The 12,707-nt window shown below is 58.0% G+C and carries 8 protein-coding genes and 2 pseudogenes; 6 read left to right on the forward strand and 4 right to left on the reverse strand.

Translation table 11 applies throughout. The annotated features are described in order from the left end of the window. Positions 1–433, forward strand: a pseudogene (locus tag DWB23_RS13630) (IS1/IS1595 family N-terminal zinc-binding domain-containing protein). 261 nt (positions 434–694) lie between these two features. After that, positions 695–2,248, forward strand: coding sequence for a thermosome subunit beta (gene thsB, locus DWB23_RS13635; RefSeq protein ID WP_162989822.1), 1,554 nt, complete (start codon positions 695–697; stop codon positions 2,246–2,248). 120 nt (positions 2,249–2,368) lie between these two features. Here thsB and DWB23_RS13640 read toward each other — a convergent pair whose 3' ends face one another. Continuing rightward, positions 2,369–3,511 (reverse strand): ABC transporter ATP-binding protein, encoded by a 1,143-nt coding sequence (locus DWB23_RS13640; protein ID WP_121743373.1) that lies wholly within the window; start codon positions 3,509–3,511, stop codon positions 2,369–2,371. 84 nt (positions 3,512–3,595) lie between these two features. Between DWB23_RS13640 and DWB23_RS13645 the strand changes: the two genes are divergently transcribed. Then, entirely contained in the window at positions 3,596–4,525 is a 930-nt protein-coding gene (locus DWB23_RS13645; protein WP_121743374.1) for a carbohydrate ABC transporter permease, read from the forward strand. A gap of 49 nt (positions 4,526–4,574) precedes the next feature. Beyond that, complete coding sequence (locus DWB23_RS13650; protein ID WP_121743375.1) at positions 4,575–5,486, forward strand: carbohydrate ABC transporter permease; 912 nt, start codon at positions 4,575–4,577, stop codon at positions 5,484–5,486. A 776-nt stretch (positions 5,487–6,262) separates the two neighbouring features. Here the strand turns inward: DWB23_RS13650 and DWB23_RS13655 are convergent. From DWB23_RS13655 to DWB23_RS13665, 3 genes and pseudogenes are all read right to left on the reverse strand, one after another. Beyond that, on the reverse strand, positions 6,263–7,558 hold the full coding sequence (locus DWB23_RS13655) for an extracellular solute-binding protein (protein WP_162989823.1): 1,296 nt from the start codon (positions 7,556–7,558) through the stop codon (positions 6,263–6,265). Between the two features lie 155 nt (positions 7,559–7,713). Further along, positions 7,714–8,178 carry a hypothetical protein gene (locus tag DWB23_RS13660; RefSeq protein WP_121743377.1) on the reverse strand — a complete coding sequence of 155 codons (465 nt, stop codon included), beginning with the start codon at positions 8,176–8,178 and terminating at the stop codon, positions 7,714–7,716. Between the two features lie 190 nt (positions 8,179–8,368). Next, positions 8,369–8,606 (reverse strand): annotated as a pseudogene (locus tag DWB23_RS13665) (IS6 family transposase); the annotation flags it as partial. Positions 8,607–8,699: 93 nt separating this feature from the next. On the opposite strand from DWB23_RS13665, the gene DWB23_RS13670 reads away from it, so the two are divergent. Next, positions 8,700–9,638, forward strand: coding sequence for a dihydrodipicolinate synthase family protein (locus tag DWB23_RS13670; RefSeq protein ID WP_121743378.1), 939 nt, complete (start codon positions 8,700–8,702; stop codon positions 9,636–9,638). A gap of 1,890 nt (positions 9,639–11,528) precedes the next feature. Then, positions 11,529–12,704: a mandelate racemase family protein gene (locus DWB23_RS13680; protein WP_121743380.1), complete on the forward strand. Its 1,176-nt coding sequence runs from the start codon at positions 11,529–11,531 to the stop codon at positions 12,702–12,704. Positions 12,705–12,707 lie beyond the last annotated feature (3 nt).

Raw genomic sequence — 12,707 nt, forward strand, 5'->3', positions numbered from 1 at the left:
ATGTTCCCAGTTGAAGTGTTTCGCTCAGAGGCGAGCGTCGCGAACCTACTCCTGCAGGTTCGCTGGCGCGAGGACCCACAGTGCCCGCGCTGCCGGTCTGAGTCGGTGATCAAGTACGGCAGCTATCGAGAGTATTAGCGGTACCGCTGTAAGGACTGTGGACGCACGTTCAACGCCAAGACCGGCACGATCTTCGCGCTAGGGTCTAACGCTATTTCTGATGGATCTCGCGCCTACGATCCGCTAGAGGACGACGAGAAATACCAGCGTGAAGCGGTCTTTCACGGAGACAGCGAGTACGTCGATGGAGATGCACACGTAAACACCTTCGAGAGCCACGCGTCGCGCCAGTGACACGTGGCTCTCGCCCCATCGAGGTATCTCGAAAGACAAACTAACGCCGTATCTCAGAGCGTTCCAACTTCGACGGTGAATCCTCCGAAAACCCGGTCGAGAAGCACTCGAAGAGATCGTTCAAATCGCCCTCTGATCCACCAACAATGTGCTTCACATGAGTGAGTAAACACTGTGTGGATTCGTACTGGGGAGTGCCTACTGTGTGCACGAGCAGTTCGCCACGTGCGCAGTCGAAATGTCTCCACGAGATCGAGATCGCCTGTTGGGTCCACTCAGCCATTGGGACGGAATCACTTCGGGCAATACATTTATATCAACTGTCTCTGAGAGAATACATATGAATCAAAGCACCATTACGAGTAAGGACCGATCTGACTTCGACGGGACTAGGCAGATTCAGCAACGGAACGCCGCTGCCGCGCGTGCGGTCGGCGATATCGTTACGTCGACGCTCGGACCTAACGGGATGGAGAAGATGATCGTGAGTGACAACGGAGAGGTGACGATTACCGGTGATGGATCGACTGTCGTCGAGCAGCTCGCATTCGAAAACCCGTTCGCGAGACTCATCGCGGCGGTTAGCGAGGATCAGCAAGCGGCAGTCAGTGACGGAACGACGACAGCTATCGCGATCACGACCGAGTTGTTGACGAGCGTCGAGACGCTCCTCGAGCAGGGAATCCATCCGACGAATGTCGTCGGCGGATTCCGAAAAGGGAACAAGGTCGCACAGGAAGCGATTGACGAGTTGTCACACCGGCTGGACCCAAACGACGGACAGATGCTTCGACAAGCAGTCGCCAGTCACCTCACCGGTGTCGTCTTCGGCAACCAACGGACGGACCTTGCGGATCTCATCGCTACCGCCGCCGAAGCCGTCGTCAAGGAAGCAGAGGCTGAACACGCCGACCGCATAGCTATCGATACGAGACCGGGTCAATGGATCGACGATTTCGAACTCCTCTCGGGATCGATCATCGAAAAAACTCCGATGCGGCCGAGTATGCCGACCGATCTTGAGTGCGCCGACGTCCTGCTGGTAGACGAACCGCTTGAGGTCGGAGAGATTGAACACGATTCCAACGTTACGGTCGACACGCCGGATGAGTACAACGAGTATCTTGACTGGGAGGAGCGGGCACAGCGGGGGCAAGTCGACCAGATCCTGGCGGCCGGCGCCGACGTCGTATTCTGTCAGAAGCGAGTCGACGATAGAATCGCCAATCTGCTGTCCGAGGAGGGGGTACTGGTGACTCAGTTCACCGTCAAGCCTGACCTGGAGTTCCTCTCGAAACTACTCGATATCCGGATTGTCGGCGATCTCGCGGACCTCGGCGCGACGGATCTCGGGCAGGCAAGCATTCGCCGGGACGACGATGCGGGGTTGTTCTACGTTGAAAAGACTGATGCGACGGCGAAAACCCTGGTTCTCCGCGGTTCCACGGAGAGCGTCGCTAAGACGCTCGAAAACAATGTCGAGGAGGCAGTGGATCTCGCGATACAACTCGTCGTTGAGGGGCGCGTCGTCTCTGGCGCCGGAGCGACGGAGATCGAAATTGCCCGTCGTGTCCGCGATGAAGCTACGCTGAACGACAGTCGGGAACAGATCGCCATGGAGGCCTTCGCCGACGCGCTCGAGCGAGTGCCGGAAGTGCTCGCCCGGAACGCAGGCTTCGATCCTATCGATACAATAACTGATCTCCGTGCGGCCCACGCAAATGGAGAGACGTCGGCGGGGATCGACGTGACCCATGGCGGAACTCTTGATGCGCTCGAAGCGGGCATCGTCGACGTACCGGCGATCAAGTCCGAAGCGATCACGAGCGCAACTGAAGCAGCGAACGTTGTCGTCAGCATTGACGACATCCTTCCGGCGAGGGAACTCGCCTAGCGACGCTCCACCGCTCATTTCAGTCACACCTCGCGTAAGCGCTATCAGCGGTGCTCGCGGGCGGGCGCCCCCTCGTAGAAGATCAGACCAGTCGTCGATGCATGTCCCCGATAATCCGTCTTAGGCCTCCGACGTCGCCGCGATCGGGATCGAACTGTCGGCGGGGAGTTCACGGTTACAGAGCGCTTCGCCAGTCGAGCCGCTGAACAGGTGGATCTTCTCTTCAGGGAACCGCAACAGGACCTCCTCCTCTTCCTCGATATAATACTCACCGGGCACCTTCACGGTCATCTCGGTGCCGGCGAGATCGACGTGCATGTAGTTGATGTCACCCAGGGGCTCGACGACTCTGACGTCCACCCACACGGTGTGGTCGTCCGGCTCGTCGGCGATTTCGATGTCCTCGGGCCTAATGCCGAGGGTAACCCGATCCTCTCCTCGGATGGCGTCGAGACGCGAGCCGGAGAGCGGATAGTCGAAGTCGTCGCCGACGAGACGATCGTCGTCGACGCTCGTCTCGAAGAAGTTCATCGATGGCTCGCCGATGAAGCCGGCTACGAACTCGTTTTCAGGGGTGTAGTAACACTCTAGCGGCGTGCCGACCTGCTGGAGCTCTCCCTCGTTCAGAATCGCGATTTTGTCACCCATCGTCATTGCTTCGGTCTGGTCATGGGTGACGTATACCGTTGTGATATTGAGCTCGTCCTGCAGTTCCTGAAGCTCCGTGCGCATGTGAGCGCGAAGTTTCGCGTCGAGGTTACTTAGGGGCTCGTCGAGGAGGAAGACTTTGGGTTCGCGAACGATTGCGCGGCCCAGGGCGACGCGCTGTTGCTGACCGCCGGACAGCTCGGACGGTTTGTCGCCGAGGAGATCGTCTATCCCCATCATCTGAGCGACGTTCTCAACGCGCTCGTCGATCTCCTGGTCTGGGAGATCGGTCGTCATCTTGAGCCCGAAGCTCATGTTTTCTCGTGCGGTCATGTGCGGATACAGGGCGTAATTCTGGAATACCATCGCGATATTCCGGTCCTTGGGGCTGAGATCGTTCACGACTCCGCCCCCGATCCGGACTTCTCCGCTACTCACGTTTTCGAGGCCGGCAATCGATCTGAGCGTCGTCGATTTACCACACCCAGACGGGCCGACCAGAACGAGGAAATTCCCCTCCTCGAGCTCGATATTGAGGTTATCCACGCCGACGATCGGATCGTCTGAACTACTCTGATAGATCTTCGCGAGATCCCGGAGTTCTAAGTCTGCCATCGGTGCCTATAGAATGGCAGATCTAATATAAATAATTTAGCATAGCACAGGTTTTATGTATGGGGAATCAGTCTTATTAGCCTGATGGCAACACCCCACAAAGAGCAGCCACGGTTACAACAATTACGTCGGTTTGTAACCGAGGCCAAGTGGTTCACACAGGAGACATGGATTGGGATTGGCCTTGTTGTTCCTGCGACCTTGATGATGATGGTGATAATCGTCTATCCGACGGTGCGAGCCATCTGGATTAGTTTTCACTCTCGGTCGTTCCTACAGTTAGATCAGGTACAATGGGTCGGACTTGCGAACTACCAACAGTTGCTTGAGGACCCCGTCTTCAGTCAGGCACTCCTGCAAACTGTGTTCCTGACAGTCGGGGCAGTCGTGACGATGTATCTGCTCGGGCTCGGGCTTGCGCTATTACTGAAGGAGAATCTACCAGGCCTGGGGCCACTACGGAGCATCTCGATGGTGAGCTGGGTAATCCCGCCCGTTGTCATTGTGATCATCTGGTCGTGGATGCTCGAAGCTGACTACGGCCTGATCAACTTGATCTCTCAGATGTTTGGAGGTCCAAATAGGTCGTGGTTTGGGACCAAGACTTGGGCGCTTCCGCTGGTCACCATGCTTCGCGTCTGGAAGGACGTTCCCTTCGTCGCGATCGCACTGATGGCGAGTATGCAGTCCATCCCACAAGAGTACTACGAGGCGGCCGAGATCGACGGCGCAGGCCGACTCCAGAAGTTCCGCCACATTACTCTGCCGAACATCACGTACATTTCGATGATCATGATCGTGATCGAGACGATCGCGGCGTTTAACAGCTTCCAGATGATCTACATCGCGACCGGTGGCGGCCCGGTGAACCGGACCGAAGTGCTGGGAACGTACGTCTACCAGCAAGCGTTTCAGGAATACGCACTCGGTTATGCATCGGCCGTCGGTACCGTGATGTTAGTGCTCCTGACGATCTTCACGGTCGTCTACATCAAGCTGGAGGACACGGAATAATGGAAACGAATATGCAACAGAACGACGCACTAACGGGGAAGAGCTACTAATGGCAGCACCAAGCAAAACCGTTCAAGACGGCAGGACAGGCATTGTTGGCCGATTTGACGCTTTCATCGGCGAAGACAACAGCATCAAGCACGCGCTCGGCGTTTACGGTGCGCTTACACTGTACTTCATCTGGTTTCTCGTCCCGATCCTCTGGCTCGCCCTTTCAACCATCAAGACGGGATCCATTATCCAGGCGGACGAGCTCATAATCATCCCTAGCATTGAACAGATCACGTTCGCCAATTACGAGATGGTGCTAACCAATCCGCAGTTCCAGACGATGTTCTTCAACTCAATCGTCATCTCGGTCAGCACCACCATCCTTACCCTGATAGCCGGCGTCCTCGGGGCCTACTCCCTCAGCCGATTCTCGTATCCGGGTCGGAAATCGCTCCTGATCGCTTTCATGGCGACCAAGATGCTTCCGCCGGCGTTGATCCTCATCCCGTTCTTCATCATGATGTACACGCTGAACCTCGTGAACTCCTATACCGGGATTATCCTGGCGCACTGCGTGCGCGCGCTCCCGCTCGCCCTCTGGCTTCTCAAGGGCTTCTTCGACGATATACCTGAGGCGCTCGACGAGGCGGCGCGAATCGACGGCTGCTCTCACCTCAAGGTGCTCTACCACGTGATCGTTCCGCTCGCGAAGCCCGGCATCGCGGTCGCTGCTTTCTACACCTTCGTGACGTCGTGGAACGATTTCCTGTTCGTGTCCATCCTTTCCCAGGGAGACTCGACTCGGACACTCCCGTTCGGGCTGTACCTCTTCCAGAGCGCCAACACGGTTAACTGGGGAGCGACTCTCACCGCGGCGACCCTTACTGCAATCCCTTCTATCGTCTTCTTCGCACTGGTGCAGAAGTACATCGTTAAGGGGCTCGCGAGCGGTGGCATGCACGGCAGCTAACTCCGCTGCGGCACCAGTTTCGACGCATGAGGTCCCAACAGCCATCGGTCGCCATCCCGTGTCGTACCATAGGGAACAGAGCACGGCCCCCTCTTCTCGCGCCTACAGTTGGACACGCAAGCATCCTCAGTGTGAATAGAGCAGTTGTGATAGGCTTCGCCTCGTATCCCGTAGAGATCCCCCATGATTCGGTAGCCACCGGAGGAGACGCAGAACCGGTCAGGTATCGACACCGCGCTGGCAGGGTATCGCCGTGAACGCCGATCTCGACGGGTCGCAGTAAGTGTGCGACTCCACCGCCGAGCTGACGTAGTTCCAAAGGACGCCAGGCACGACATCGACTCGAAAACGGATTACGCAAATGTCTCTCCCTCCCGATATAGAAGGCAGAACGACGCAGATTATGAGGCTCGATCAGTTTTCACGCGACCGCTCGAAAACCGCGACGTGGTCCATCTCTTCCATGCTAATCCCCACATCTGATGGTTCGCTGGAGAGGTATTATGAACCCGTGTGCTGGGGGTATTTCTGCTCCGATCAGCCCCGCCTTGCGTCGACAACGGCGCCAATGGACCATGTCCTTTTCTTTTTCTCTTCCGGCGATTCCCGGGTCTTGTCTGATTTGCACCGAGAATAAGAGAGGGTGGATGGCCGCTCGGCGAAAACACTCCCCACTCTGCGAGGTCCCCGTAGTTCGTTGAGCAGTTACAGAAGGCAGTAAGTTGGACGCAATATCGTCCCGAAGGGGCGACCGTGCCTCCTCTCTAACAGGCTGGCTACATCTCGTTCGCTTTCTCCGACCAGGATTCGTGAAGTTTTTCGCCAGCCTCCATGGGATCGATCTCGTCGTACATGACCTTCTGTGAGAGGTCGAACCAGGTCGACGAAACCTGACTGACGCTCCAGAAGCCGTAGGACTTTCCGGTCTCAAAGACGTCTTTGAACCCGGCCCAGTCCGGGTTATCCGTGTTTTCGGGGACGGTCCACTCGACATCCTCGTGAGCGGGGAGATTACCCGGATTTTCCTCGAGGTACGTCTGAATACCCTCGGGCGAGGTGAACGCTTTGATCGCTTTCCAGGCCTCCTCCTTGTTCTTCGAATGACGGTTGACGAAGAGGGGCTTTACCTCGGCGTACGTCCCTTTCTCGCCGCCTTCGACGCGCGGATTGTGCGTCGCTGCGCTGTTCTTGTAGTTCTCTTCCGCCTGTTCGTTCGTGTCATCGGACGTCTCCATGAGACCGTACACCCACGGTCCAGTGGAGATGGCAGCGTAGTTCCCGTTCATGTACGCAATGTCGTGTGCCAGGGAGTCGATGCCCCTCGCGTCCGGATTTGTCGCGGGGGTGTCGGTTGCGAAGAACGGATCGTAGAAATACTCCTTGAACACGATGCCGAAGTCCTCGGCAGTGGCATTGAGCGTAAATCCGTCCCCGTCCGCCTCGAAGACTGAGTCGACACGCTGGAAGAGGAAGGAGAGGAACTCCTGGAGCCCACGGGTATTCCCCTTCTGGCTAGTAAGAGTGAATCCGTGCATGTCGTCTTCGTTCTTCGTGATCTCTGCACCCATTTGGATGAAGTCGCTCCACTGGTCCGGGATGTCGAAGCCGTACTTCTCGAAGATGTCCTGACGATAGACGAATCCACGGCCGTTCCCGATGTATGGGAGGGCCCAGATTTCGTCCTGGTGCTTCATCGTATCCAGACCGACGTATCCGTCTTTGTAATCGAGGTCGTCAATACGGTCCGTCAGCGGTTCGATCAGGTCGGCGGAGACGTAGTCTCCCCGGTGATTGGGGGTCGCCTCGACAGCATCCGGAGTACCGGTGTTCGCACCGGTGAGGTACTGCTGTTTGATGCTGTCGTACCGCATGTCGGTGAATTTGACTTCGACGTCCGTCGCGTCCTGGATGAGCTGCTGCGATTGGGGATGGTCCGAATCGGGATTGTCTCCCCAATACGTGATGCTGTCTCCGCCACCGAATACATTACCAGTGCAACCTGCGAAACCACCGGCTGCCATGCCAGCCGCCAGTCCCATGTACTTACGTCTACTGTAGCTTTCTCCTGACATACTTCGTTGGTATCTATGCATAGGTGACACATATAACTTCCCCATTTTTAATAATAGTACATGTAGTAGAAATACGAACAGTCGTTCCCAGCTTCCTTGTGCGAAAGAGAGGTGGAACGCAGACCCCCACGAGGGAGAAACGTCGGGTTCTGATGCTACTGATCGGACGCTAAGGACGCCCACAGATCGGTGTACTTGCGCCGTCGGTAGAGATACACAGTGCAGACTACTGTCGTCGTGACCACCAGAGAATATACGATAACGAGCGGTGATCCGCTCCCAAACAGGTTGAGTGACGGGGCTACCAACCGTGTCGCAAGTGGGATTGCGAAGCCCATCGCAAAATACCAGAACCAGCTGGGAGTCCACTCGACTTCTGCATGTGAAAGGTGCACTGCGTCTCGGAACAGCGCTATGTATGCGAAGAAACTGAACAGCGCCGCTCCCGTGAGGATGAGCCCGCTGCGAAGGCTGAGGGGCGAGGCATTGGCGGAGAGCACAGTCCAGACCACGTAGATAGTGACCACGATGCCGAGAGCGACGTAGCCGGCGAGGGTCAACCAGTGCCTCTTGTTCGTCTGCGGTCGTGAAGTGATACTCGGACCGGGTGTCTGTGTCATTGGTGGAGGATTAGAGCGTGGAGTAATAAACGTCTGGACTGAGGCGGGCAGTAGAGTTATTGAGGCGGTCGGCAACCTACGATACGGCGATAGTATATACAAAGCTCGGGACGACAGGAAAAGAAGTGTCAAAACTGTGTTTTGGAACGTGGCGATTCGGAAAGGAGACCGACGGAATCATCGAGACGACCTGCGACGGCGGCGGGTCGCTCTGGGCCTCGGAAAGTGTACGCGTCCAGTTCCAGATTGCGGCGTAAGAACGGTCAACGCCGATTAATTCGAGCACTGCAACGACCTCCCGAACAGACAATCCCATCGAATGCAGGCGCACCCCGAACACTCTAACGGGTGTTCGGGGTGCGCTCGTTCTCCCAAACCTCATCACAATCTTCGTCTAAGGTCTCTCTGAGCAGATTGGCGAGTTGCATGAGCACTTCTCGCCACCACCTACTCATTCCTCAAACCCTCATATAGACAGTGCCAGCGATGGATTTATACCATCTGCGATATATCGTGATTCTATGTCAGTGTCTGCCGAGCATGTACGGAGCCATCTCCGTGGCGTTGCTGTCGGTTTGTTGACGCCATTCGATGACGATCTCGAAATTGAACACGAAAAGATCGCCGAAAACGCCCAGGAACTGTACGACGAGGGGATTCGTACGTTTCTGGCGACCGCGAATATCAGCGAGTATCACTCGCTTTCCGCCAGCGAGCGCGTTGACGTAGCCGAGACGAGCGTGGACGCGCTCCCGTCGGAAGCGTGCGTCCTTGCCGGTGTCGGCGGCAGTACCCCGGACGCACAGGAACTGATTCGAGCGTACGATCGCATCGGTGTCGACGCGATGATGATCATGCCGCCGGACCACACGTACCTCCACGAGAAGGGGTTGCTGGAGTACTACCGCGACCTCTCTGCGGTGACGGAAACACCGCTCGTGCCCTACGTTCGCGGGTTCGATCCGTCCGTCGATTACCTCGTCAGCCTCACCCGCGTCGAGGGCGTCGTTGGGATCAAGTACGCGCTGGACGACCCGGTCAAACTTGGGGCGGCCGTCGCCGCCGGCGATGACGACGTCGTCTGGGTCGACGGCCTCGCGGAACCGTTCGCCGTCTCCTTCTGGGCCGAGGGCGCAGAGGGCTTTTCTGCCGGCGTCAGCAACTTCCGACCGGAGATCGGACTCGCACTGTTCGATGCCCTCTCCGATGGCGACTGGGAGCGCGCCAGCCGGCTCCGGAACATCTGTCTTCCCTATCAGGAGTTTCGGGGAGAGACCGGACAGAAAAACGACATTCAGGGCGCGATCAGCGTCTCGGCGGTCAAGAAGGGTCTCGAACTCGCTGGTCTCAACGGCGGTAACGTGCGAGAGCCGATTCGCCCGCTCGCACCCGAGGAAGAACGGAAAGCCGAACGGCTGTACGACCAACTCGAGGACGACATCGAATCGCTCATCGGGTAGGGCGAATCCGCGGGCGAGCAGCGCGACGAGCAGTACCAACACTCGCGAACGAGTCCCGTAGCGAAACGCTCGATAACGGTCGGTCGCCTTCAGGTAGCCATCGGAGCTCTGTACACGCCGTTCGTACAGTTGTCGGGCGATCAGGCGTGAAGTGACGCTCGGTGGCTACCAGGGGAACGACCTCGGGCACAGTAGCTCGAGGCTTTTGTAGTCCCTTCAGCCGTACCCTAGTGCTCTCGCCCCCGTACGGGCGGTTCAAGGCGGGCAGCCTATATTGTTCGGATTTCATACAACCCGTAACCGATACCATCGGAAGTGGATCCCGACTGACTGTCCGATACTCGATGATCTGTTTCTCAGAGCGGAACGATATTCGCTGGCGCGTCCCACGATTCTCGTCCGTAACTGCTGGTATCACGCTATCGACCGCGTACGTTTTCGGGTGCTGTCGGACCGACCGCCTCCAACTCGCTGCAAACGCAGTTTTCACGGGCTGTCGATTCGTCGCTGTCTCGAGCGGACTCGATCGAGCGACCGACCGATCGAAATTCAGTATTCGGCTGTCGGGAACCGGCAGATACAGCGACTCGCTGCGGCCAAAAACGCGTTCTGATCGTGTGAGTCGATGAGGACCATCCGGGTAACCGTTCAAAACGAGACCGACTCGTCCGAAATTCTCGCGTTCTCGCGATGTGTATTACAGTAGTACGGCTGTAATCGTTCGCGCCAAGAGAACCGTAGGGTACTCGACGAGCACTGCGCCACTTCGACTGTGAGCGGAACTACCAACGTAGGTCCGAACACCGTTCTTTACTAGAGAACGAACTATCGTCGCTATCCCGAGCGAATCGCTGTTTTGTCGGCCTTTTGCGGAGAGTTATCGTAGAACTATTTTCGACGTTGTATTCTACGATACAGAACTGCGGTCACCACTATAGAATAGTCCCGTCGTGGCCGGGATAGACCCGCAGTCCCCGCGGCGCGTCCGGGCGCTCCGCGGTGTGTTGGACGACCGACCTATCGGACGGGCGTTCCGGCCCTGACGAACGGCGGAACCTTCTCGAGCGTAGCGTCCGCTCCGGATCGTCCGGCTGCCGTCGCAGCACTCGCCCGTTTAGAGGCCGCTCACTCGTGCCGTCGTAGAAAGAGACCTCGCGGGCGAAAGCCTGTCCTTCGAGGGACGTGTTCGTCCCGTGCGAACGGAACGGGAGAAGGAAGGTGCCGAAGATAGTAGCCGCTGTACGTCACCGCACGCCTGATTGAACGATGGCTGTGCGATGGGCGTGGAACGAGTTGTGGTTGCTAGCGAGCCAGCGCGTGTAGCGTTCCCGATACCGAGATCCGAGTGCGCGGGCCGCCGTCGGTCGCTTTACGGATCTCCCTCTTCGAACTCCGGTATCGACTTGATCACCGCATCCGCCGTCCATCATCGGTCGATCTTGTCTCAGTCCTTTCAACTAACGCTGATGCGTCAGGGACGGGTCACGCGTATTCCCGCCTCTCGTTCCGGTTCGACCGCGGTGTTACAGTAGTATGTGTGTAAATGCACTTCTGCTCTCGGCGGTCGTCGCGGAGCGATCGGATCCAGTCGCTCGATCTTCGTCACTATTGTCGTTTTCGTCCGCTAGTCTGTGATGCCGAGAGGAGTCGCGCCCGTCCCCGCGAGAACGCTGGTGGGCGATCGTTCCGTATCTATCCGTTACACTGAACGGGTCTGAACGTGGCGGATCCCCGCCTCTGGACGGTGAAATACACGCTCTACGCCGTTCGCCCTGTACTGATCCCGTGGATACAGTTCGACCCGCGTTCACCAGCGTAGAACGCGCTCTCCCTATCGTGAGCGCCACACGTTCAGGGAAGTTTATAATGCTGGTCGTGAGATGCCGTGGTATGGCACCGACGATAACGCGGATCGAGAGTCGCGAATTTCGGTACCCGCTCGAGGATATCGGGACCGATCGGAACGGATTCAATCTCGTCTACGAACCCGGAGAAACGACGTGGCGGAAGCTGTTCGGGATTCGAATCCACACGGACGTCGGAATCGTCGGCGAGTACGTCGGCGGGAACTCCCCCGGTGCAGCCCAGATCAACATGTTCGCCGACTACCTCGTCGGAAAGAACCCGCTCGAGCGCGAGAAACACTGGAGCGAGATCAAGCGGGCGCTCCGAAAGTACGACCGGATGGGCATCGGTCCGATCGACATCGCTCTCTGGGACTTCGCGGGGAAGTACTACGACGCGCCGATTCACGAGCTGCTCGGCACCTACCGCAAGTCGATTCCGGCCTACGCGTCTACCTACCACGGCGACGAAAACGGGGGGCTGGACTCGCCCGAGGCGTTCGCCGACTTCGCGGAGGACTGCCTCGAGCGCGGGTTTCCGGGCTACAAGATCCACGGCTGGGGCGGCAGCGACTCCAGCCGGGAGATCGACCGCGAGATCGAGTCGATCGTCGCCGTCGGCGAGCGCGTCGGCGACGCGATGGACCTCATGTTCGATCCGGCCTGCGAATACGAGACGTTCGCCGACGCGCTCACGGTCGGGCGCGCGCTCGACGAACAGGGTTTCCTCTGGTACGAAGACCCCTACCGAGACGGCGGCATCTCCCAGCAGGGACACCGTCGGCTCCGAGAGCGACTCGACACCCCGATTTTGCAGACGGAACACATCCGGGGCCTCGAGTCCCACGCCGACTTCGTCGTCGGCGACGGCACCGATTTCGTCCGCGCGGATCCGGAGTACGACGCGGGCATCACCGGGGCGATGAAGATCGTCCACATGGCCGAGGCATTCGGGCTCGACGTCGAGTTCCACGCCCCCGGACCGGCACAGCGCCACTGCATCGCCGCGACGCGGAACACGAACTACTACGAGTTGGCGCTCGTTCATCCGAACTGTCAAAACACGCAGCCGCCGGTCTACGAGGGCGGGTACTCGGATATGATCGATACGGTCGACGATCGAGGCCACGTCATCGTGCCCGACGGTCCGGGACTCGGCGTCGACTACGACTGGGACTACATCGAGGAGAACCAGACCGGTTCCCTGCACGTATACGAGTGATTA

Source organism: Natronorubrum halophilum, assembly GCF_003670115.1.
GTDB lineage: Archaea > Halobacteriota > Halobacteria > Halobacteriales > Natrialbaceae > Natronorubrum > Natronorubrum halophilum.